A 20,882-nucleotide genomic window follows, 5' to 3' on the forward strand; every position below is an offset into this window, starting at 1 on the left:
GCCGGCGCCATCCACGGACAGGGACTGCGACCGCCCACCGAGCGGCCGCAGTCCCGTTCTGTGTGGCGCTAAATGCGGTGCGGTGCCAGGGCCGATCCACTAGCGTCGCCGGCATGACGTTTTCCCGCGAGCGGCCGCCGTTTGTCGCCGACGAACGGACGCAGCTCGTCGGGTGGCTGGACCAGCAGCGGGCGCTGGTGCGGTTCAAGTGCGAAGGGCTGGCAGCGGACGACGAGAAGCGCGCGGTGCTGCCGACGTCGCCGGTGATGACGATGGCCGGGCTGGTCTCGCACATGCGGTGGACCGAGCACTGCTGGTTCGAGGTGCTGTTCCTGGGCGCGTCGTCGGCCGGGAACCCCCAGTTGGACGAGGACCTGCCCGAAGACGCCGACATGATGCCCGCGGCGCCGCTGGCCGAGCTGCTGGACGAGTTCGAGGCCCAGTGCGAGCGGTCGAACCAGATCATCGCGGCCCACTCGCTGGACGACACCGGCAAGCACCCGGACTTCGGGTCGGCGCAGGCGACCCTGCGGTGGATGATCCTGCACATGCTCGAGGAAACCGCCCGGCACGTCGGTCACCTGGACACGATCCGCGAGCTGCTCGACGGCCGGAAGGGGTATTACTAGTCGGGTGAGCATCGACGTACGGCGTGCGGGTGAGCGGTTCCGGACCAGCACCGACTGGCTGGACTCCCGGCACTCCTTCTCGTTCGGCCCGTACTACGACCCCGCGAACGTCGGCTTCGGCGTGCTGATGGTGCACAACGACGAGGTGGTTGCTCCGGGCACCGGATTCGGCACGCACCCGCACCAGGACCTGGAGATCGTCACCTGGGTCGTGCGCGGCGCCCTGGTGCACCAGGACTCCGAGGGGCACAGCGGCGTCGTTTACCCCGGCCTGGCCCAGCGGATGAGCGCGGGCAGCGGGATCCGGCACTCCGAGAAGAACGACGCGGGCGAGCCCGTCCGTTACGTGCAGATGTGGGTCCGGCCGGACGAGCTCGACCTGACCCCGTCGTACCAGCAGGCGGAGGTGGATGTCAGCCTCGCAACGGGTGAACTGGTGCCGATCGCCTCCGGACTGCCCGAGCACGCGCGCGACACCGCGATCCGGATCAACCAGCGCGCCGCAGGCCTGTCCGTGGCCCGGCTGGTCCCCGGCGCCTGGGTGCAACTGCCGGCGGCGCCGTACGTGCACCTGTTCGTTGCCGTCGGCTCGGTCGCGCTGGAAGGCGCCGGCGACCTGGGTACGGCGGATGCCGTGCGCCTCACCAACTCCGAGGGCCGCAGGGTGACCGCCGGAGCCGACGGTGCGGAGATCCTGGTCTGGGAGATGCGAAGTTAGCCGAGCTGCTCGGACATCGTCCACACGTGCCGCAGGGTCCGGCCGCCGTCGGCGTTCTGCGCGAAGCCCTCGACGAAGCGGCTCATGTGCTGCTGCCAGCGCTGGTCGACCGGGTCGTCGGCGAGCCGGGCGACTGCCGCCTCGTAGTCGTCGCACTCGACCAGGTGGAACAGGTCGCGGCCGCTGCGCCAGATGCTCCAGTCATCGATGCCGGCGGCCCGCATGACGGTGATCAGCTCGGGCCAGACCCGGGCGTGCTCGCGCTCGTAGGACTGCTCGGTCCCGGCGATCAGGCGGCTGTGCAGGGCAAGTCGGCTCACAACCGGGCAGGATACGCCGGGCAGTGATCGAACCGTTACCCGATCCGCCGGCAACAGTCTCGACGGGACCGGCGGGCCCTGGCAGGTTGGGGGCCTGTCCTGGCAACCGATTCCCGAACAGGAGCACCGATGGCCCAGCGCACCGCCCCCTGGCCGACCGGTACGCCGAACTGGGTGGACCTCGCCGCGGACGACGCGAGGGCCGCGGTGAGGTTCTACACCGAGCTGTTCGGATGGCAGTGCGAGCACCGGGCCGCCAAGGACTACTGGGTCTGCCGGCTGGACGGCGAGGACGTCGGCGGCATCCGCCCGAAGCACCCGGGCACCGAGGACCTGCCCAGCCGCTGGACCACCTACCTGACCACCGAGCACGTCGAGCGAACAGCTGACGCGGTGGCGGCGGCCGGCGGCCGCCTGCTGGTCGGCCCGACGCGCGTCGGCACCCAGGGCCGGATGGCGATCGCGGTCGACCCGAACGGCGCGATCTTCGGCCTCTGGCAACCGACCGACCACCTCGGGGCGGACCGCCGGTCCCGGCCCGGCACGCTGGTCTGGAGCGAGGCGCTCAGCCGCGGGTACGACGCGGCCAAAGCTTTCTACACCGCGGTCTTCGGCTACCGGGCCGAGGAGATCGGCACCACCTCCGCGTTCGGCGGCCCGGGCGAGCAGTACGCCGACGCCCGGTACGCCGCCCTGTACGCTGCCGGCCGGCCCGTCGCAGGCACCGGCGAGCTCCACCCGGAGATGCCGGCCGGGACCCCCGCGCACTGGCTCCCGTACTTCGCGACCGCCGATCTCGCCGCCACGGTGGATCGCGCCGTCCAGGCCGGTGGCGAGCTGACGGGCGCACCGCTGGACACCGATTTCGGCCGGATGGCGGTGCTCACCGACCCGGAGTCGGCGGTGTTCGCGGTGATCCAGCTCAGCTGAGCCCGGCCGCTCGGGCGAGCCCGAGACACCCCGGCCGAAGTCCGAGCCAACCTCCCGCGCCGGCCGGGCGTCGTACTGCTGTGCCGGCCTGAGTATTTTCCCGCTCGTGGCAGGCTGGTGCACACGCCGAGACTGTTCGGAGAGTCACACCGTCACCGTGCGAGAGTGGAGATCGTGAAACGAACTGCTGCCATCGTCAGTCTGAGTGCCCTGCTGGTCGCCGCCGGTTGTTCCGACAACACGCCGGACAGCGGCGGCAAGCCCGACCCGAACGACGAGAAGCAGGCGTCCGCCGCGGTGGTGAAGGCCTTCGCGGCCGGCTGGGTGAAGGCGTGGGCTCCGGACGGCAAGCCCACCGAGGCCGCCGCGCTGACCGACAACCCGGAGGCCTTCGGTCCCCGGCTGGACGACGTCGACACTGCGCTGGTCGCGCAGTCGGCCACCGTCACGCCGCAGGGTGAGCCGAAGTGCACCGACGACAGCAACTGCACCCAGGACCTGGCCGTCGAGGCGGTGCTGCGCGGCATCGGCACGATGAAGTGGACCAGCACGGCGGTGGCGGTGAAGACCGGTGACGCCTGGAAGATCAAGGCCTCCGGCGACACCATCTACCCCGGCCTCGGCGAGGGCAACTACCTCAAGCGGGTCCGCACGCTGCCGCCGCGCGCGTCGATCCTGGACCGCACCGGCAAGCCGCTGACCGCGAACCGCCCGGTCGTGATCGTCGGCGTCGCGTCCGGCACCAAGGCGACCGCGGCGACGTACGCGGCGTTCACCAAGAACCTGGACGTCGACGGCGCCAAGCTGGCCAAGCGCGCGAAGGCGGCGCCGGCCGGCCAGTTCGTCGACGCGATCACGATCCGGGCGCAGGAGTGGGACAAGCTGCGCCCGAAGATGGGCAACCTGCCCGGCGTGCTGACGATGGGCGGCACCCAGTCGCTGCCGGAGAGCCCGACCTTCGCCCGGTCGGTGATCGGCACGATGAAGACGGCGACCGCGGAGACGCTGAAGAACGCGGGCCCGACCGCCTCGACCCAGGACCAGGTCGGCACCACCGGCCTGCAGTACGCGTTCCAGCAGCAGCTCGCCGGTACGCCGGGCGGCTCGGTCGCCCTGCGCGACGGCAAGACCAAGATGGTGATCAAGGAGGTGTTCAAGCAGGAGGGCAAGGCCGGTACGCCGGTCCGGACCTCGCTGGACACCAACCTCCAGCGGCAGGCCGAGGCCGCGCTGGCCACCAGCAAGCTGCCCGCCTCGCTGGTCGCCGTGCAGGCCTCGACCGGCCAGGTGCTGGCCGCCGCGAACGGCCCGACCGCGACCAGCTACAACCGCGCCTTCCAGGGTCACTACGCGCCGGGCTCCACGTTCAAGGTCGTCACCGCCGCCGCGCTGATGGGCGCCGGCCTGACCGCGAGCTCGCAGCTGCCGTGCACGAACACGATCAACGTCTTCGGCAAGTCGTTCAAGAACTACGACGGGCTGGCGCCGTACGGGACCGGCAGCCTGGAGAAGGCGTTCAACACCTCCTGCAACACCGCCTTCATCTCCCAGCACGGCAAGCTGCCGGCCGACGGGATGACCAAGGCCGCGGCGATGTTCGGCCTCGGCCAGGAGCTGAAGTCCGCGGTCCCGGCGTACGGCGGTGAGGTGCCGGCGCCCAAGGACGTCGTCGCCGAGTCGGCCTCGATGATCGGACAGGGCACCGTGACGGCCAGCCCGCTCGGGGTGGCGATGATCGGCGCCACGGTGAAGCACGGCACCGCGATGAAGCCGGTGCTGGTGCTCGGCAAGGACCCGGCCGGCCCGGCCGCGGAACCGCTGCCGCCGGCCACCGCGAACGCGCTGCGCACGATGATGCGGACCACCGTCACCAACGGCACCGCCGCGGTACTGGCCGGCAACGGCACGGTCGCCGCGAAGACCGGTACCGCCGAGGTGGTCGAGGGCGGCAAGGTCGTCACCAACGGCTGGATGGTCGGCTACCGCGGCGACGTCGCCTTCGCCGTCGTCGTCGAGGGCGGCGCCTCCGGCGCGAAGGCCGCCGGCCCGATCCTGAAGAACTGGCTCGCTCGCTTCCGGTAGGACCCGGGCACCGGCGACGGCCGCCTCCCCAGCCGGGGCAGGCGGCCGTCGCCGGTCAGAAGCTGAGGATCTCCTCGATGGCGGCCTTGAGGTCGGAGCCGTCGAGGGTGACCAGGTCCAGATCGGTGGGCAGGCCCGGCGAGTGGAACAGGCGCAGGTCGCGGTGCTTGCCGGCCGACTCCAGCACGGTCCGGATGAAGCGCGCGTTGCCGAGCTCGTCGATCCGGCCGTTCGCGCAGACCTGGTCGAGCACGGCGGTCAGGCCGGCCACGGCGTCGGGCGTGATGTGGTCGCCGCGGCTGTCCACCAGCCGCAGCGCGATCTCGCGGAGCTGGTCGGCGGTGTAGCGGGGGAAGTCGATCCGGGTGGAGAAGCGGCTGCGCAGGCCGGGATTCGCCTCGAGGAACTCGGCCATCGGCTCGGAGTAGCCGGCGACGATCACCACCAGCCGGTCCCGGTCGTCCTCCATCCGCTTCAGCAGCGTGTCGATCGCCTCGGTGCCGAAGTCGTTGCCGGACTGCTTCTTGCGCAGCGCGTACGCCTCGTCGACGAACAGCACGCCGTCCAGCGCCGAGTCGACCACCTCGTTGGTCTTCACCGCGGTCTGGCCGATCCACTCCGCGACCAGGCCGGACCGGTCGGTCTCGATCACCGTGTCGGCGGCCAGCAGTCCGAGCGCGCAGTACAGGCGGGCGACCACCCGGGCGACGGTGGTCTTGCCGGTGCCCGGAGGCCCGGCGAAGATCAGGTGACCGCCGAGCTTGGCCGTCGGCAGGCCGCGCTCGGCCCGCATCAGCCCGGCCCGGACCTGCGCCGCCACCGCCGAGACCTGCCGCTTCACGTCCTCCATGCCGACGTTGCGGTCGAGCTCGTTGAGAATGCCCTGGACCGCGCCCCAGTCGGGCTGCCGGTGCAGCGACGGCGCCGACGGCGCGCCCCGGCGGATCACCGGCGCCGCTTTTGCCGTACTGCGCTCGGCCGGGCGGGTGCTGAGCCGCACCTCGGAGTCGGCCAGCGCCTCGGCGACCTGGCGGTGCGAGTTGTCCCGCTCGTAGACCCACTCGAACTGGCGGATCGCGTTCTGCTCGCGGCCGGTGCCGCGGTAGACGAAGCCGAGGTAGTACTCCGCGTCCAGCGCGACGAACGGGTTCAGCTGCTGACCGGCGGCCTGCCGCAGGATCGTCTCCGCCTCGCTCCACTGCTCCACGGTCGCCAGCAGCATGCCGAGCCGGAGCTGGGCCTCGGCGCCGAGATGACCGTCGGCCGGGATCCGGTGCAGGATGCCGATCGCCGCGCCGAAGTCCTGGCGGTGCATCGCGACGGCCGCGTCGAGAAAGCTGCGGCGCAGGTCCTCGATCACCTGGGCGGTCGCCTCGGCCGCGCCGTCGGTGTCCCCGGCGCCGAGCCGGCGCAGCGCCTCCGCGTGCCAGACGTGGTCGGTGGTCTCCAGCGCGTGGGTGAACCACCAGCCGGCCCGGAACGACGAGCTCAGCCGCCGCTTGTCGGCGTCCCGCTCCGCACCGAACCGGCCGAGCCCGGCAACCAGCTTGTCGAGCGCGGTGTCCGCGTCGCCGCCGGCCGCGTGGAAGCCGAGCCAGGCGTCGGTCATGCCGGGGTCCAGCTCGAGTGCCTTGGTGAAGGTCTCCAGGGCCGCCGGTTTGTCCGGCGTCGCGGCCTGCTCACCGGTCTTCGCGAACCCCAGTTGCCGCGCCCCGCGCACCCACAACCCCCGAGCCCGCCGTCGCGCCAGCAGCCCCGCCGACTGCTCACCCATCGCACTCTCCTCGTCACCGGCCAGGAGCATCCTCTCACCACAGAATGTCGTGCCGGCGGTCTACCGTCGGCCCATGACCGACACCGAGCAGACCCGGGCCCTGGCCCGGAAGTACTTCGACACCCTGAACGGCCGCGCGTGGGAGGAGTTCGCCGCGTTGCTGGCCGAGGACGTGCGCTACGAGCTGCCGCAGACCAGTGAACGCATCACCGGGCGCGCCGACTACCTGCGCTTCAACCAGGAGTACCCGGGCGACTGGCAGCTGACCGTGACCCGGCTGCTCGCCGACGGCCCGTCGGCGGCGGTCTCGGTCAATCTCACCCTGGGTGACGAACGGCTCGTCGGGGTGGTGTTCCTGGAGGTGGTGGACGGCCTGGTCTCCCGGGTCACCGACTTCTGGCCGGAGGCGTACGAGCCGCCGCCGGGCCGGGAGCACCTGGTCGAGCGGGTGCCCGCGGAGCTCGACCGGTTCGGCGATTCCTGAGACGTTTGCGGCGAGCGCCGGGCGGCGTTCCTGAAAGTTCGCTGAATCCGCGTCCCGGCGGGGATTTCGTCACCTAGGGTGGTGCGATGGAGACCTTGACCTGCCCGAAGTGCCGGGGCGCGATGCGGACGTACGAACGCAGCAACGTGACCGTCGACCAGTGCACCGAGTGCCGTGGCATCTTCCTCGACCGGGGCGAGCTGGAGAAGCTGGTGGACGCCGAGCTGGCCTACAACGCGCCGGCCGCCGCGATGCCGCCGCCGCAGCAGCAGCCGCGGTACGAGGAGAAGCGCTACGAGGAGAAGCGGTACGACAACGACCGCCGCTACGACAACGACCGGCGCGACAGCGACCGCCGCTACGAAGGCGGCTACGACAAGTACGGCAACCAGCCGCACCGCAAGAAGAAGAAGTCGTTCTTCGAAGAACTCTTCGACTGATCGGCCGGGGCGGTCGATCACCAGGGGTCAGCGCCGGCGGCCGTGCAGGGCCGGCTCGCGCTCCTCCTCGGTCGTACCGCCCCAGACGCCGTACATCTCGCCGACCACCAGCGCGTGCTCGCGGCACTGGCGGCGGACCGGACACGTGCCGCACAGCGACTTGGCCAGCACCTCACGGGCGTGCTTGCGCAGGCCGCGCTCGGATTCGGCGGAGAAGAACAGCTCGGGGTTCACGTCCCGGCAGGCGGCGTGGTCCTGCCACGCCCAGTTCTCGACCAGCGGCGACGGCAGCCCGTCGGGAGCCTTGGTGACCGCCCCGGCGGGCGGTTTGCGCCGACTCATGCGCGGTGCCTCAACAGGTGAGCCATCGACAGTCACCTCGGAAGTGATCGGTTCCGCGCGGCTGTCTGCGCAACCGCGGCAACCGTTTAGGTACCCGGCCGCAAACGTCCCACACCTGTTTCACCGAGGGTGACGACCGTTTCCAGGCCGACGAAAAGGGGCCCGGGGCAACTGGCGCCCCGGGCCCGGCAGCGGGGCGGCTACCGGCTGACCAGCACGCGCACGTTGGTGCCGTGCTGGGCGACCACCTTGATCTTCACCCCGACGTGCGGCACCTTCACGCCGTACGACGGCACTTTCGCCGACCAGAACTCGGCCCGGTCGTCGAACAGCGGCACCGCCTCCGCACCGGTGAAGTGGTGCTTGCTGCCCTTCACGGTCAGGTCGAACGAGTCCGACCGCTGCAGCCCGAACGTCGAGTCGTAGCTCTGCAGGCCCGACCGCCAGAACCCGCCGGCCGGGTTCGGCCGCAGCGCGGGGTTCGCGTCGATCGGCAGCCACCGGCCCTGGCCGGGGTGCACCGCGGTTTCGTTGTCACTCTGCGAGGTGTCCCAGTAGGAGACCAGCAGGCCGTCCTGGTACGGGAAGTGCTCGACCCAGTTCGGCTTCGTGCCACCGACGAAGCTGTACGGGCCGGTCTGCAGGTACCGGTTGAACGAGGTGTAGGTGTAGTGCGAGGCCAGGTAGTAGTGGTCGTGCTCGGTGGTGACCGAGCTCCCGGCCGCCCGGAACCCGGCCGCGGTCCAGCCGCCGGTCCCGTCCTCGGCGCCGTCGGCGACCACCGACTGCCCGTTCGCGGTGAGCCGGACCTCGTCGGCGAAGAACCCGAGCCCGTGCGTCGCGGCGTCGGTCGCGTACCGGAACCGCACCTGGACCGTCTTGCCCGCGAACGCCGACAGGTCGAACCTGGCCGGCACCCAGCCGCCGGAGTCGCCGTCGATCCCGTTCGCCTCGGCGGCCTTGGTGATGCTGCCCGGAATCGCCTTCCAGCCGGACCCGTCGTTCACCTCGACGTAGGCGTAGTCGCAGGCGTCCGGCCCGCAGTCCTCGATCTTCCAGTTCGCCTGGAACGTCAGTGCGGGCTTGCCGGCCGGCAGCGTCACTTTTCGGGTCAGCGTGTTGTCGAGCTTGTCCCCGCTGCCGCTCCACCAGGACTTCGTGCCGGCGGCCGGGGCGACCAGCGGGGTGGTGATCCTCTTCTTCGGCAGCGTGACGACCAGTCCCTGCGGCTTGCTCGAGTTGTACTCGTGCGGACCGAGCTCGACCGTCCGGGTCTGGCCGGCCTTGACCGTCACGTGGTCGAGCCAGCCGAGCTGCAGCTTGTCCCAGGTACCGAGGTCCTGCGGCTTGAGCCCGATGCCCAGTTCGCCCTTCTGGCCGGCCCGGGACTGGGCCATCACGCTCCACCAGTTCACCGGGTTCTGGCTCGGCTGCCCGGAGGTGTCGTAGTGGTCGGGCAGGCCGAGGTCGTGACCGTACTCGTGGGTGAAGACGCTCAGGCCGCCGTTCTCCGGCTGGATCGTGTAGTCACCGATCCACAGGCCGGTGGTGCCGACCTGCACCCCGCCGAGCTTGTTGCGCGGCGGACCGGTGCGGGTGTTCTGGTGGGCGTACCAGCGGTGCGACCAGATCGCGTCCTCGCCCTGGTGCGGGTCACCGTCGGCCTGGTCGCCGCCGGCGTGCACGATCTGGAAGTGGTCGAGGTAGCCGTCCGGCTCGTTGAAGTTGCCATCGGCATCGAAGTCGTAGCGGTCCCACTGGTCGTAGCCCTGCAGCGTGCTGCGGATCTGCGCGTCGGTCCGGCCGGCCTTCTTCTGCAGCGCGACCCACTGGGCGACGGCGTCGGTGATCAGCGCCCAGGTGTTCTGGCAGATCGCGCCGGCGCAGGGAAAACCGTTCGAGCGGCCGTACCGGGCCTCGTTGTAGGGCACCTTCACCCAGTCCGACACGGTGCCGTCGACGCTGTACCGGCCGGAGGACTGCTTCTCGTAGTACGTCTTCACCGACTCGCCGGAGCCGAAGTACAGGTCGCGGTAGTGCTGCGCGGAGTAGTCGGCCTGCCAGACGGTCGAGTTGTCGGTCCTGCGGTCCGGTGCCGGGATCGCGTTGTGCACCGGACCGGCGTACGTCGCGGGCCCGGGCGTGTTCGGATCGGTGTCGCGGTCCGGGTAGTCGGGGTGCCGCCGGTTGCCGAACTCGGCCAGGATGACGAAGATCTTGTCGGTCTTCTCCCGCGCCAGCTCGACGTACTGCGCCTTGCGGTGCTGGGCGACCTTCAGCCGGCCGGCCGAGTCCCGGGCGGTCGGCACGGCGACTTCCTGGCCGACCTTGACCACCTTGCTCGGGCCGCGCTGCACGGCCGTGACCGATCCGCCGAGCACGCCGTTGAGCGCCTGCTCGCGCAGCTTCCGGCGCTTGTCCTCGAGCGGGTTCGGCAGCTCGTCGGCGTGCGCCACACCAGGGCCCGCGGCTTTCGGGGCCTCGCCGACGGTGGCGGTCGACGTCGGGCCGGCCGCTCCGGTGCCGGCGGCGGGCGGCGTGGCGGCCGGTCCGGCGGTGGCAGCGGGCAGCTGACTGATGCCGATCGCGACCGCGGCGGTCAGCACCCCGACGGCCGTGGTGCGTACGGGTGGGACGCGCACGGTTCCTCCTGCTGGTCTCGGCCGGCTGCGATCCGGCCCGTCGACGGCCCAGGCAGTAGCCAGGGGCAACTACCCGGGCGGACGCTGCGACCCTAGGCGAGCCCGGTCGGCGAGTGGAAGCGTCGCACCCGCCCGGCGGCCCGCGAACCGGCCTTTGTGGCCGAACAGAGCGGCGACCGTGACACGATCGCCATCTCCCCCGCCGGAGGGCTATCGTCGGCGAATGAGTTCCCCGCCCGAGGTCACACTGCGGCCGATGACCGACGCCGAGTACGAGGACTGGCAGGAGCACAACATCCACTCCTTCGCCGCCGGCATCGGGCCCCTGCGCGGACTGACCGGCCAGGCCGCGGTGGACCTCGCCCGGGACGAGGTCCACCGGCTGCTGCCGAACGGCCGGTCCACCGCCCGGCACCTGCTGTGGACCGCCTGCGTCGACGGGGAGCCGGTGGGCGGCCTGTGGATCAGTGTCGCGCTGCCGGTGCCGTACGTCTTCGGGGTCCTGGTCACCGAGCAGCACCGCGGCAAGGGCTACGGCCGCGCACTCATGGTCGCCGCCGAGCAGGAGTGCCGCCGGCTGGGCTACCGGCACCTGGATCTGAATGTGTTCAGCAACAACTCGCGGGCGATCAGCCTGTACGACTCCCTGGGCTACACCGTCGTCTCCCAGATGATGCGCAAGGAGCTGTGACCCGGTGAGCTGGTGGCTGCTGCACGTGGACATGGACCAGTTCATCGCGGCGGTCGAGATCCGGCGCCGGCCGGAGCTGCGCGGGGTGCCGGTGGTGGTGGGTGGGTCGGGTGATCCGCAGCAGGCGCGGCAGGTCGTCGCGACCGCGTCGTACGAGGCGCGGGCGTTCGGGGTGCACTCGGGCATGCCGCTGCGGGCGGCGTACCGGAAGTGCCCGGAGGCGGTGTTCCTGCCGTCGGACCCGGCGGCGTACGAGGCGGCCTCGGCGGAGGTGATGGACGCGCTGCGGTCGTTTCCGGTGGTGGTCGAGGTGTGGGGCTGGGACGAGTGCTTCGTCGGCGCCTCGACCGACGACCCGGAGCAGCTCGCGGCGGAGCTGCGGGCGGCCGTGCTCGACCGGACCGGGCTGACCTGCTCGATCGGGATCGGCGACAACAAGGTCCGGGCCAAGCTGGCGACCGGCTTCGCCAAGCCCGGGCCCGACCAGCGCGCCGGGGACGGCGGCACGTTCCGGCTGACCCAGGCGAACTGGGCCGAGGTGATGCACCACCGTCCGGTCCGCGACCTGTGGGGCATCGGCGCCCGGATGTCGCAGAACCTGAACGAGCTCGGCCTGCACACCGTCGCCGACCTCGCCGCGGCCGACCTCGAGACGCTGCGGCAGCGGTTCGGGCCGAAGATGGGCACCTGGTACCTCGCGCTGGGCCGCGGGCTCGGCGACACCGACGTGACCGACGTCCCGCGGGAACCGGTGTCCCGCAGCCACGAGGTGACCTATCCCGAAGACCTGACCGACCCGGCCGAGATCCAGGACAAGGTCCGGCAGCTCGCCGAGGAACTGACCCGCGAGGTCGTCGCCGAGGGCCGCTGGATCCAGCGGGTGCACGTGAAGGTCCGGTTCATCACGTTCTTCACCCCGATCAAGAGCCGCAAGCTGCCCGCACCGACGCAGGACCCGTCGGTCGTCGCCGACGCCGCCCTCACCGTGCTCGCCAAGTTCGAGCTCCGCCGGCCCGTCCGCCTGCTGGGCGTGCGCGCGGAGTTCGCCCCACCACCTGACTGATCAGAGGTGGTAGCTGCGGCGGGCGGTTTCGCCGAAGACCTGGGCCTTGTCGGCGGCGGTGAGGCCGGCGGTCAGCCGGTCGGCGGTGTCGACGACCTCGGCGTACGACGCGGCGAGCAGGCAGACCGGCCAGTCGGAGCCGAACATCACCCGGTCCGGCCCGAACGCCTCCAGCACCACGTCGGCGTACGGCTTCAGGTCGGCGACCTTCCAGTCCGTCCAGGACGCCTCGGTGACCAGGCCGGACAGCTTGCACGCCACGTTCGACTGCGCGGCGAGCGCGCGGATGCCGGACGCCCAGGGCTCCAGGTCACCGCCGATCTCCGGCTTGCAGAGGTGATCGACGACGAAGGTCAGCTCCGGCAGCGCGCGCACCGCCTCCAGCGCGGCCGGCAGGTGCGGCGTCCTGGTCAGCAGGTCGTAGACCAGCCCGGCCTCCGCCACCACCGCGAGCCCGCGCCGGACGTCGGACCGGCCGAGCCAGTCCGGATCGGGTTCGTCGTGCACCTGGTGCCGGATCCCCTTCAGCCACTGGCCGTCCGGGCGGTTCAGCAGACCGGTGAGCACGGCTTCCGCGTCGTCGGCGGTGAGATCGATCCAGCCGACCACCCCGGCCACCAACTCGTTGCTGTCGGCAATCGCCAGGAACTCCGCCGTCTCGTCCGGCAGACCGACCGTCTGCACCAGCACGGTCTGCGTCACGCCGGCCGCCGCGGCGAGCGGCGCGAGGTCCTCGACGCCGAAGTTCCGCCGGATCGGATCCATCGCCGAACCAGCCAGCCAGCTCTGCTCGCGCACGCCGAGATCCCAGACATGGTGATGTGCGTCGACCCTGCTCATCGCGTCGCTCCCTGGTTCGTCGCCGGTGCGTTCACGAGACCCGCCGGTCGCCGATGGCGCGCGTCGGTCCGGACGGTCTCGACCTCGAGATCGACCAGGAACGCCACGGCCCTGGTGATGGTTGTCGGCACGCCGCTCACTGGCAACTCAGCTGACTCGTGAGCTCGCTCTGGAGCTCCTTGGTCTTGGCCTTGCGCTCCTCGTCGTAGCTGTCGACGTTGTCCTTGGTGACCAGGAACGAGCCGGAGTCGACGACCGCGCCGGGCATCTTCATCGTGCACTGCCTGGATCCCAGCAGCGCGAGCAACCAGCCGCCGACGTACGCCTGGCCGACCGGGTTCTGGGCCACCGTCGCGACGACTCCGCCGGACGTGATGCCGGCCAGGATCCTGGCGTCGTCGTCGATCGCGACCACCTTGATCGGCAGCTTGCCGGTGGCCACCCCGTCGGCCGCGGCGACCGCCGGGTGCGAGGCGGTGGCCACGATGCCCTTCAGGTTCTCGCCCTGGGCGGCGAGCAGGTCGGCGACCGCCTTCTGCGCGGTCGGCAGGTCCTTGTCGCTGCCGGTGATCACCGGCAGCTCGGTCACCTTGCCACCGGTCTCGCCGACCGCCTTCTGCACCCCGGCGATCCGGCGCTGGGTGGTGGGGTCGCCGGTGCTGCCGGTCAGGTGCACGATCGTTCCCTCGCCGCCGATCGCGTCGACGGCTGCCTTGGCCGCCTTGTACGCCGCCGACTCCACGTCGGTGGCCAGGCAGAAGTCGGCCGCGTTGGTGTCGCCGGCCGGGCAGGAGGCGAGTGAGCCGACCGCGAAGCCCTTGGCCTTCAGCTCCTCGAAGACGGGGTTGATGCCGGTCGGCGACACGCCGGAGACGCCGAACGCGGTGAAGCCCTGCGCGGCCAGCGAGTTGATCACGGCCGTTTGCCGGCTCTGGTCCCACCGGCCGGTCTCGTCGACGGTGACACGACCGAGCGCGAAGTCGGTCCTGCCCCGTTCGGCGGTGGCCTTCCAGGGCTCGAAGTACGGGTGCGCTCCGCCGGGGACCAGCGCCAGCTTCACCGCGGAACCGTCCTTCAAGGCGACCGGCTCGTTCGGCGTACCGGTGGCGGCGCCTGCGGCGGTGCCGGTAGCGTTCGGCGTGCTGCAGCCGGTCGCGGCCAGCGCACCGACGGCCAGCCCGACGGCCGTTCTCCGGTACCAGGACGTGGGCCTGCTCATGAACCGGTCTCCTCAAAGATCCTATAGGATATTGCGCAGTCGATGGTGCCGCCTCACACTGGTGGCGTCAAGACGTGCCCTGTCTCGACCGATCATGCCGGTGGTGCGGGTCGGGCAGAATGGGTGGCTTCCGGGAGGAGCGACGGTGACGGATGCGCATGTGGGCCTGGCGGGGCAGCTCAACCGCCTGCCCCAGCGGCAGGTCCTGAGCGACGACGTCTACGAGACGGTCAAGGGCCTGATCATGGACAGCGTCGTCGCGCCGGGCACCCGGCTGAACATCGACGCGCTGACCCGGGAGCTGGGCATCTCGCAGACCCCGATCCGCGAGTCGCTGGCCCGGCTGGAGTCCGACGGTCTGGTGATCAAGGAGCCGCTGCGGGGCTACCGGGTGTCGTCGACGCTGACCCGGGCCGAGTTCGAGGACCTCTTCGAGTACCGGCTGCACATCGAGCCGTGGGCGGCCGGCCGGGCCGCCGAGCGCACCTCGCCGCAGGACCTGGTCCGGCTGAAGGACGAGATGCTCAGCTACACCGACGTCCCGGACCGCCCGGACTACGACTCGTACAAGGCGATGGCGGCGCACGACCAGCGCTTCCACGACCTGGTGCTGGAGCTGTCCGGCAACGAGACGGCCCGCCAGTCCTTCGCCCGGACGCACTGCCACCTGCACCTGTTCCGCCTGTACTACGGCGGTGGCACCGCGACCCAGGCGCTGCGCGAGCACAAGGCCGTCGTGACCGCCGTCCGCAAGGGCGATCCCGAGCAGGCCGCCGCCGCGATGCGTGCGCACCTCGAAGCGTCCCGGGCCCGGTTGCGCCCGGTGTTCGACCACCAGTGAGATCCCGCTGAAGGAGAGTCCGTGGAACTGCTGCGCCTCGGCGCTGTCGGTGAGGAGCGCCCGTACCTGCGCGCCACCGACGGCACCACCTACGACCTGAGCTCCGTCACGACCGACATCGACGGTGCCTTTCTCGGCTCCGGCGGCATCGCCCGCGCCCGGGCCGCCCTGGAGGCCGGCTCGCTGCCTGTGGCCGACGTCGAGGGCCTGCGGGTCGGCGCCCCGGTGGCCATGCCGGCCGCGGTGGTCTGCATCGGCCAGAACTACGCCGCGCACGCCGCCGAGTCCGGCGCCGAACCGCCGAAGGAGCCGATCGTCTTCTTCAAGCACCCGAACACCGTCGTCGGTCCGTACGACGACGTGCTGGTGCCGCGGGACAGCCGCAAGACCGACTGGGAGGTGGAGCTGGCGGTGGTGATCGGCAAGACCGCCCGTTACCTGTCGTCGGACCAGGAGGCGCTCGACTGCATCGCCGGCTACACGGTCTCCAACGACGTGTCGGAGCGGACCTTCCAGCTCGAGGTGTCCGGCGGCCAGTGGTCGAAGGGCAAGTGCTGCGAGACCTTCAACCCGCTCGGCCCGGCGCTGGTCCCGGCCGACGAGATCGATGACCCGCAGACGCTGGATCTCAGGTCCTGGGTCAACGGGCAGCCCCGCCAGGACTCCAACACCCGGGACATGATCTTCTCGGTCGCCGCCCTGGTCCGCGACCTGTCGCAGTACATGACCCTGGACCCGGGCGACATCGTCAACACCGGTACGCCGGAGGGCGTCGCCCTGTCCGGCCGCTTCCCGTACCTCGCCCCCGGCGACACCGTCGAGTGCGAGATCCAGGGCCTCGGCCGGATGCGGCAGACCCTGCGCCGGGCCTGACCGTGCTCTTGGCCGGGCCTTCGGCGCCGGCGGGTCATGGGGCCCCAGCTCCCGGCCTTCCCTCGTCGCTCCAGTCGCTTCGCTCTTTCCACTCCTCAGTCCAGGCCGGGAGGGCCCCATGACCTCGAGAGTTCGCACCGTGACGTTCGACGCGCGGGATCCGTACGCGCTGGCCGGGTTCTGGTTGCAGGTGTTCGACGTGCAGCGGCCGTCCGACGACGAGCCCGACGACCCGTACGCCGCGGTGGTGACCGAGTCGGTGACGCTGCTGTTCGAGCGCAACGGCGACGACAAGGTCGCCAAGAACCGGGTGCACCTCGACCTGGAGCCGGACGTCCCGCGCGACGAGGAGGTCGACCGGCTGCTCGGCCTCGGCGCGACCGTGGCACACGACCGGCGGGAACCGGACGGCACCGGATTCGTGGTGATGCTCGACCCTGAGGGCAACGAGTTCTGCGTTCTGCGGTCCGCCGCCGAACGCGCGGCAACTTCCTAGGGCAGCGGCGTCTCGCCGGTCAGCGTGATCCGCCAGTCGGTGGACCAGGCGTGCACGGCGACGTCGTAGCCGTTGAGGGAAGCAACCACTCGGTGGTGGCCGTTCTCCTCGGGCGCGACCTCGGCGGTCCAGCCGCGATCACGCAGGGCCGCGGCTGCCGCGCTCACCGCCGCCGCGGGGCCCGCGCCGTCGGCGGTACCCGTCTGCACGGTGATGCTGCACACCGTCGCCGGCCCGCGCCCGTCGAAGAGCGCGCCCGGGTTCACCGGCCCGGGATCGTGCGTGACGACCGGCTGCTGGTCCGGCACGACGGCTGTCGCCACCGCCAGCAGCTCCTCGCGCAGGAACTTGCGGGCCTCGGCCAGCGAGCGAGCGGGTACTGCGTCCGTCATCGATCCGGTCCTCCCGGTCGGCGCGGGCGGTCCGTCGACCGCCGCTTCTCGGTTGTTGCCGCGGTCCCACCGGCCCTGCCACCGGCGCCGCCACCGGCGCTGCGCACCGCGTGCCGGGTCGCCTTGGTCAGCGCGGTCATCCCGTCGTACACCTTGGACACCGCCTGCGCCGCGATCCGCACCGGCTCGCTCCACGACAGCCACGGCAGCACCCGCGTCTCGGCGGCCGCGCTGGTCGCCGTCGTGGTGATGCGGCTCAGGTCGCCGCGGATCACTCGGCCGATGTTGCGCAGGGACTCGGTGTTCGTCCGGTAGTACTCGTCATGCCCGCGGACCGGGTCGGCTCCCGGCGCGTTCGTCGCCATCCGGACCGCGTCGGAGTAGTTCGCCGGGTCGGGTCCGTGCCACTGGGTGTACGAGACGACGTCGCCCGGCGCGCGTTCGACGTACAGGCTGGTGCCCGGCGGTACGAGCTCCGCCGCCGCGTCCACTCCCCGGCCGGCACCGGGCGATCCGGTCAGCACCACCCGGTCCGCCCGGGCACCGGCCCGCAGCGCGTAGCCGGTGACGACGCTGCCGTAGCTGTGCCCGATCACCGTCAGTTTCGCGGTGACGGGCTTGATCCCGTCGACCTCCGCCAGGAACTTGGCGAGCTGCGGCCCAGCTTCCTGTGCGGGCGCCGGGCTGATCGCCGCCGGAATGTCCGGCGGCGAGGGGTAGTCGAGCCAGACCACCACCGCGGTCCCCGGGCCGGCTTCCTGCTGGATGAGGTTGCCGCGGTCGGACTGGTCGCGGAAGGTGTCCAGGCTGTTGCCCATGCCCGGCACCAGGACCGCGACGTTGCCGGCGGCATCGAGCTCGCCGAGCACCTCGACCGCCCGTCCCTGGCCGTCCGGGTCGACGTGCAGGAACTGGCGCGCCCGGGAGACCTGGACGAGCTTTCCGGTGGAGTCGAGCTCGGTGGACGTGACCGGGGTGAGCAGTTCCTGGACCGTGTCGAGCCGCTTGCGCTCGGCCGGGGTCGCCGTCCCGGCTTCGACCAGACCGTGCAGCCGGTCCCGCGCCGCGACCAGGCGCAGGTGGTTCGCCTGGAACCGCTTCGCCAGTTCGTCGGTCGTCATCGCGTCTCCCGGTGACAGTCGGCTGGTGTCACGAGCTTCCGGCAGTGTGGCACCGAAAAGAGCTCACCGGAAGTATCGATTCAGTGGAAAGCGAGTGACCAGTTGCCGGCGTGCGCGGAAAGCGTGACCACCGCCAGCGGGCGGACGTCGACGTGCCGCAGCGACTCCGCCGGCGCCTCCAGCGCGTACAGCACGATCGCCCGCACCACCGCCGGGTGCACCACCGCCACGACCGTACGCCGGTCCGCCGCCGGCCCGCTCGTCACCGGCTCGCCGAACGGCTGCGACGGGGACGGTCCACCGGCCAGGTCGCCGAGCCAGTCCGCGACCCGGGTGATCAGGTCGTTCTCGGTCTCGCCGCCGCGCGGTGCCGTGTGCGGCCGGTCCAGCCAGGCCGACACCATGCCCGGGAACTCCGCCAGCAGGTCCTCCAGGCCGCGCCCGGTCCAGTCGCCGTACGAGCGGTCGCGCAGCGCGGCGTCGACGGTGGCCGTCAGCCCCATTGCCTCCGCGGTCCGGACCGCGGCCGGCTCCGGTCCGCAGTACGCCTGGTCGGCCTCGGGCTTGAGCTCGCGGGCCGCTTCCAGGCTCGCCTGGTCGGGCTCGGGCGTGCCGCCGAGCACGAGTCCGCGCAGGCCAGGCGTGAGCGCGTGCGCGACCAGCTTCAGCGTGGTCACGAGCCGACCGCTTCGCTCGGGACGATAACCGGAGTGCGACGATCCACCAACGCAGCGTAACCGAAGCCGTGCAGCGTCCCCAGCACCGCCTGCGTGCCGAGCGAGGCGAACCGGAGCTTGCCCCACCTGGTGAGATTTCGGCCGACCGCACTCGCGCCGGCGCCTACCGTGGCGGGATGCCGTCGATCCAGCACCTGCTCGCCTTTGCCGTCACCGCGCTGATCGTGATCGTCGTACCCGGACCGAGCGTGCTGTTCATCGTCGGCCGCGCGCTGGCGGTGGGCCGGCGCGAGGCGATGCTGACGATGGTCGGCAACACCCTCGGCGCTGCCGTCATGCTGGTCGCCGTCGCGCTCGGGCTCGGCACGTTGATCGCGGCCAGCGCGATCGCGCTGACCGCGGTGAAGCTGGCCGGCGCGGCGTACCTGATCTGTCTCGGTGTGCACGCGTTCCGGACCCGCAAGTCGCTCGCCGAGGCGCTCACCGGCGGGGTGAAGCCGGCGAACACCCGGCGAGTGCTCCGGCAGGGCTTCCTGGTCGGGGTGACGAACGCGAAGACCGCGGTGTTCTTCGCCGCAGTGCTGCCGCAGTTCGTCGACCCCGCCGCCGGTGCGGCCGCGGCGCAGATCCTGGTGCTCGGGCTGATCTTCGTCGTCATCGCGCTCGCGTCGGACACCGTCTGGGCGGTGGCGGCCGGCTCCGCCCGGGACTGGTTCGCCCGCTCCCCGCGCCGGCTGGAGCTGGTCGGCGGCACCGGCGGCCTGATGATCATCGGCCTCGGCGCGAGCATCGCCGTCAGCGGCGCCAAAGAATAGTCAGGCCCGGGTACGGCGGGCGGCGAGGACGCCGAGCAGACCGAGCGCGGCGGGCAGCCCGAAGGCGGTCAGGTACGCGGTCGTCGGGGAGTGCGGCTCGATCGCGGCGAACAGCGAGCCGCCGACCGCAAGCACTGTTGCGGTGAGCAACGAATCGCTGAGCTGCATGGCCGAGGTGTTCGCGCCCTGCTGCTCCCGGCTGGAGTACTCCAGCACCAGCACCGACAAGGTCGGGAACACGGTGCCCATGCCGAGCCCGGCCAGCCCCCAGCCGAGGACACCGACCAGGACGGGCACCCGCTCGTCCAGGGTCGCCGCCGCGGTGAGGATTCCCAGCATCAGCGAGACCATGCCCGCCTGCAGGAAGACGTGGTGCGGGAACGGCTGGTTCGGCCGTCCCCGGTACCACGAGGCCGCGGTCCAGCTGAGCGCGCTCACCGTCAGCACCATCCCGGCGAAGGCCGGCGACAGCCCGCGTTCCCTGGTCAGCATCAGCGGCAGGAAGACCTCGGCCCCGAATCCCGCGGCCGCGACGAGGCCGCGCAGCGCGATCACCGCGGGCAGTCCCGCACCGATCGCGAACGTGCCCTTCGGCAACAACTTCGGCCCGAACGCGCCCACCGCCACCAGCCCGGCGATCACCAGCACCAACTGCTGGACGCCGTGCTGCTGACCGCCGTAGTGCAGCATCAGCACGCCGGCCGCGGCTGCGACGGCCCACCACGCCCGCTTGCTCCACAGCTTGCCACTGGTCTGCGGGTGATCGCCCTTCGCCAGCCCGGGACGCATGACCAGCGTGGCCGGCACGGCCAGCACCGGTACGGCGAGAAAGACGATCCGCCAGTTGGTGTGCTCGACGATGAGGCCGGCGATCGCCGGCCCGACCAAGGACGGGACCACCCAGCCGGTCGCGAACGCGGCGAAGATCCGCGGCCGGAGCGCGGCCGGGTAGAGGTGGCCGACCACGACGTACAGGGCGACGATGAGCAGGCCGGAGCCGAAGCCCTGGATCACCCGGCCGACGACCAGGACCTCCATGGTGGGCGCGAACCCGGCGATCAGCAGACCGGTCAGGAACCAGGCGGTCCCGTGCCACAACGGCCGGGTCGGGCCCTTCAGGTCCGACCAGGTGCCGGACACGACCATCGCGACGACGGCGGACGCGAGCGGCCCGCCGAACGCCAGCGCATACAGGGACAGGCCGTCCAGCGCCTGGGCGACGGTCGGCATCGCGGTCGTGACGGCCAGCGACTCGAACGCGACCAGGGTGATCAGCGCGACCATCCCGATGGTCAGCGCCCGGTACTCCGGGGCGAGAACTCCCGGCGGGCGTGACGGCACGGTCTGCTCTTCGGTGGAGGTCATGCCCAGAACCCTCGGACATCAACTGCACTTGAAGTCAACCACGTGCGGCAGTCGCCGTCGGCAGCTCGCTCAGAACAGACGGTCGTGCGCGTTGCACACGCCGAGCTCCTCGGGGCGCCACGTCCCCC

The 20,882-nt window shown here is 71.5% G+C and carries 22 protein-coding genes; 12 read left to right on the forward strand and 10 right to left on the reverse strand.

The annotated features are described in order from the left end of the window. Nucleotides 1-113: 113 nt before the first annotated feature. Together KFLA_RS34230 and KFLA_RS34235 are read left to right on the forward strand one after the other, a co-directional pair. Nucleotides 114-629: a DinB family protein gene (locus tag KFLA_RS34230; RefSeq protein ID WP_012924429.1), complete on the forward strand. Its 516-nt coding sequence runs from the start codon at nucleotides 114-116 to the stop codon at nucleotides 627-629. A gap of 4 nt (nucleotides 630-633) precedes the next feature. Then, on the forward strand, nucleotides 634-1,347 hold the full coding sequence (locus tag KFLA_RS34235; protein WP_012924430.1) for a pirin family protein: 714 nt from the start codon (nucleotides 634-636) through the stop codon (nucleotides 1,345-1,347). Here the strand turns inward: KFLA_RS34235 and KFLA_RS34240 are convergent. Then, nucleotides 1,344-1,667 carry an L-rhamnose mutarotase gene (locus KFLA_RS34240; protein ID WP_012924431.1) on the reverse strand — a complete coding sequence of 108 codons (324 nt, stop codon included), beginning with the start codon at nucleotides 1,665-1,667 and terminating at the stop codon, nucleotides 1,344-1,346. The two genes, KFLA_RS34235 and KFLA_RS34240, sit on opposite strands and share 4 nt — an antisense overlap. 129 nt (nucleotides 1,668-1,796) lie before the next feature. Between KFLA_RS34240 and KFLA_RS34245 the strand changes: the two genes are divergently transcribed. Then, a complete protein-coding gene (locus tag KFLA_RS34245; RefSeq protein WP_012924432.1) occupies nucleotides 1,797-2,597 on the forward strand; it encodes a VOC family protein in 801 nt (266 codons plus the stop codon). Between the two features lie 174 nt (nucleotides 2,598-2,771). Further along, nucleotides 2,772-4,679: a penicillin-binding transpeptidase domain-containing protein gene (locus tag KFLA_RS34250; protein ID WP_012924433.1), complete on the forward strand. Its 1,908-nt coding sequence runs from the start codon at nucleotides 2,772-2,774 to the stop codon at nucleotides 4,677-4,679. A gap of 55 nt (nucleotides 4,680-4,734) precedes the next feature. Here KFLA_RS34250 and KFLA_RS34255 read toward each other — a convergent pair whose 3' ends face one another. Further along, nucleotides 4,735-6,453, reverse strand: a complete 1,719-nt coding sequence (locus KFLA_RS34255; protein WP_012924434.1) for an AAA family ATPase — start codon at nucleotides 6,451-6,453, stop codon at nucleotides 4,735-4,737. A 73-nt stretch (nucleotides 6,454-6,526) separates the two neighbouring features. On the opposite strand from KFLA_RS34255, the gene KFLA_RS34260 reads away from it, so the two are divergent. Both KFLA_RS34260 and KFLA_RS34265 read left to right on the forward strand, forming a co-directional pair. Next, entirely contained in the window at nucleotides 6,527-6,937 is a 411-nt protein-coding gene (locus KFLA_RS34260) for a nuclear transport factor 2 family protein (protein WP_012924435.1), read from the forward strand. Between the two features lie 86 nt (nucleotides 6,938-7,023). Further along, a complete protein-coding gene (locus KFLA_RS34265; protein ID WP_012924436.1) occupies nucleotides 7,024-7,377 on the forward strand; it encodes a TFIIB-type zinc ribbon-containing protein in 354 nt (117 codons plus the stop codon). A 27-nt stretch (nucleotides 7,378-7,404) separates the two neighbouring features. Here the strand turns inward: KFLA_RS34265 and KFLA_RS34270 are convergent, their stop codons facing one another. Further along, on the reverse strand, nucleotides 7,405-7,719 hold the full coding sequence (locus KFLA_RS34270; RefSeq protein ID WP_012924437.1) for a WhiB family transcriptional regulator: 315 nt from the start codon (nucleotides 7,717-7,719) through the stop codon (nucleotides 7,405-7,407). 200 nt (nucleotides 7,720-7,919) lie between these two features. Then, on the reverse strand, nucleotides 7,920-10,361 hold the full coding sequence (locus KFLA_RS34275) for an immune inhibitor A domain-containing protein (RefSeq protein WP_012924438.1): 2,442 nt from the start codon (nucleotides 10,359-10,361) through the stop codon (nucleotides 7,920-7,922). Nucleotides 10,362-10,584: 223 nt separating this feature from the next. Here KFLA_RS34275 and KFLA_RS34280 point away from each other — a divergent pair, with 223 nt between their 5' ends. Beyond that, a complete protein-coding gene (locus KFLA_RS34280) occupies nucleotides 10,585-11,052 on the forward strand; it encodes a GNAT family N-acetyltransferase (RefSeq protein WP_012924439.1) in 468 nt (155 codons plus the stop codon). Nucleotides 11,053-11,056: 4 nt separating this feature from the next. Then, nucleotides 11,057-12,115, forward strand: coding sequence for a DNA polymerase IV (locus tag KFLA_RS34285; RefSeq protein WP_012924440.1), 1,059 nt, complete (start codon nucleotides 11,057-11,059; stop codon nucleotides 12,113-12,115). Here the strand turns inward: KFLA_RS34285 and KFLA_RS34290 are convergent, their stop codons facing one another. Beyond that, entirely contained in the window at nucleotides 12,116-12,955 is an 840-nt protein-coding gene (locus KFLA_RS34290) for an amidohydrolase family protein (protein ID WP_012924441.1), read from the reverse strand. Nucleotides 12,956-13,091: 136 nt separating this feature from the next. Continuing rightward, nucleotides 13,092-14,174: a substrate-binding domain-containing protein gene (locus tag KFLA_RS34295; RefSeq protein ID WP_012924442.1), complete on the reverse strand. Its 1,083-nt coding sequence runs from the start codon at nucleotides 14,172-14,174 to the stop codon at nucleotides 13,092-13,094. 145 nt (nucleotides 14,175-14,319) lie between these two features. Here KFLA_RS34295 and KFLA_RS34300 point away from each other — a divergent pair, with 145 nt between their 5' ends. The 3 genes from KFLA_RS34300 to KFLA_RS34310 all read left to right on the forward strand — a co-directional run bounded on the left by KFLA_RS34300 (nucleotide 14,320) and on the right by KFLA_RS34310 (nucleotide 16,384). Further along, nucleotides 14,320-15,015: a GntR family transcriptional regulator gene (locus tag KFLA_RS34300; protein ID WP_012924443.1), complete on the forward strand. Its 696-nt coding sequence runs from the start codon at nucleotides 14,320-14,322 to the stop codon at nucleotides 15,013-15,015. 21 nt (nucleotides 15,016-15,036) lie between these two features. Continuing rightward, nucleotides 15,037-15,888 (forward strand): fumarylacetoacetate hydrolase family protein, encoded by an 852-nt coding sequence (locus KFLA_RS34305; RefSeq protein ID WP_012924444.1) that lies wholly within the window; start codon nucleotides 15,037-15,039, stop codon nucleotides 15,886-15,888. A 118-nt stretch (nucleotides 15,889-16,006) separates the two neighbouring features. Beyond that, nucleotides 16,007-16,384: a VOC family protein gene (locus KFLA_RS34310; protein ID WP_012924445.1), complete on the forward strand. Its 378-nt coding sequence runs from the start codon at nucleotides 16,007-16,009 to the stop codon at nucleotides 16,382-16,384. Here the strand turns inward: KFLA_RS34310 and KFLA_RS34315 are convergent. From KFLA_RS34315 to KFLA_RS34325, 3 genes are all read right to left on the reverse strand, one after another. Then, entirely contained in the window at nucleotides 16,381-16,776 is a 396-nt protein-coding gene (locus tag KFLA_RS34315; protein ID WP_012924446.1) for a hypothetical protein, read from the reverse strand. The genes KFLA_RS34310 and KFLA_RS34315 overlap by 4 nt on opposite strands. Continuing rightward, nucleotides 16,773-17,897: an alpha/beta hydrolase gene (locus tag KFLA_RS34320; RefSeq protein WP_012924447.1), complete on the reverse strand. Its 1,125-nt coding sequence runs from the start codon at nucleotides 17,895-17,897 to the stop codon at nucleotides 16,773-16,775. Before KFLA_RS34320 ends, KFLA_RS34315 begins: the two co-directional genes overlap by 4 nt. A gap of 80 nt (nucleotides 17,898-17,977) precedes the next feature. After that, on the reverse strand, nucleotides 17,978-18,574 hold the full coding sequence (locus KFLA_RS34325; protein ID WP_012924448.1) for a histidine phosphatase family protein: 597 nt from the start codon (nucleotides 18,572-18,574) through the stop codon (nucleotides 17,978-17,980). A gap of 176 nt (nucleotides 18,575-18,750) precedes the next feature. Between KFLA_RS34325 and KFLA_RS34330 the strand changes: the two genes are divergently transcribed. Next, nucleotides 18,751-19,389, forward strand: coding sequence for a LysE family translocator (locus KFLA_RS34330; protein WP_012924449.1), 639 nt, complete (start codon nucleotides 18,751-18,753; stop codon nucleotides 19,387-19,389). Here the strand turns inward: KFLA_RS34330 and KFLA_RS34335 are convergent, their stop codons facing one another. Beyond that, nucleotides 19,390-20,754, reverse strand: a complete 1,365-nt coding sequence (locus KFLA_RS34335; RefSeq protein WP_012924450.1) for an MFS transporter — start codon at nucleotides 20,752-20,754, stop codon at nucleotides 19,390-19,392. Nucleotides 20,755-20,882 lie beyond the last annotated feature (128 nt).

The organism is Kribbella flavida DSM 17836 (assembly GCF_000024345.1).
In the GTDB taxonomy this organism is placed as follows: domain Bacteria; phylum Actinomycetota; class Actinomycetes; order Propionibacteriales; family Kribbellaceae; genus Kribbella; species Kribbella flavida.

Coding starts and splice junctions, on each gene's coding strand:
- KFLA_RS34230 (WP_012924429.1), top strand. CDS start 114: ATGACGTTTTCCCGCGAGCGGCCGCCGTTTGTCGCCGACGAACGGACG.
- KFLA_RS34245 (WP_012924432.1), top strand. CDS start 1,797: ATGGCCCAGCGCACCGCCCCCTGGCCGACCGGTACGCCGAACTGGGTG.
- KFLA_RS34255 (WP_012924434.1), bottom strand. CDS start 6,453: ATGGGTGAGCAGTCGGCGGGGCTGCTGGCGCGACGGCGGGCTCGGGGG.
- KFLA_RS34260 (WP_012924435.1), top strand. CDS start 6,527: ATGACCGACACCGAGCAGACCCGGGCCCTGGCCCGGAAGTACTTCGAC.
- KFLA_RS34265 (WP_012924436.1), top strand. CDS start 7,024: ATGGAGACCTTGACCTGCCCGAAGTGCCGGGGCGCGATGCGGACGTAC.
- KFLA_RS34270 (WP_012924437.1), bottom strand. CDS start 7,719: ATGAGTCGGCGCAAACCGCCCGCCGGGGCGGTCACCAAGGCTCCCGAC.
- KFLA_RS34280 (WP_012924439.1), top strand. CDS start 10,585: ATGAGTTCCCCGCCCGAGGTCACACTGCGGCCGATGACCGACGCCGAG.
- KFLA_RS34290 (WP_012924441.1), bottom strand. CDS start 12,955: ATGAGCAGGGTCGACGCACATCACCATGTCTGGGATCTCGGCGTGCGC.
- KFLA_RS34295 (WP_012924442.1), bottom strand. CDS start 14,174: ATGAGCAGGCCCACGTCCTGGTACCGGAGAACGGCCGTCGGGCTGGCC.
- KFLA_RS34310 (WP_012924445.1), top strand. CDS start 16,007: ATGACCTCGAGAGTTCGCACCGTGACGTTCGACGCGCGGGATCCGTAC.
- KFLA_RS34315 (WP_012924446.1), bottom strand. CDS start 16,776: ATGACGGACGCAGTACCCGCTCGCTCGCTGGCCGAGGCCCGCAAGTTC.
- KFLA_RS34320 (WP_012924447.1), bottom strand. CDS start 17,897: ATGACGACCGACGAACTGGCGAAGCGGTTCCAGGCGAACCACCTGCGC.
- KFLA_RS34330 (WP_012924449.1), top strand. CDS start 18,751: ATGCCGTCGATCCAGCACCTGCTCGCCTTTGCCGTCACCGCGCTGATC.
- KFLA_RS34335 (WP_012924450.1), bottom strand. CDS start 20,754: ATGACCTCCACCGAAGAGCAGACCGTGCCGTCACGCCCGCCGGGAGTT.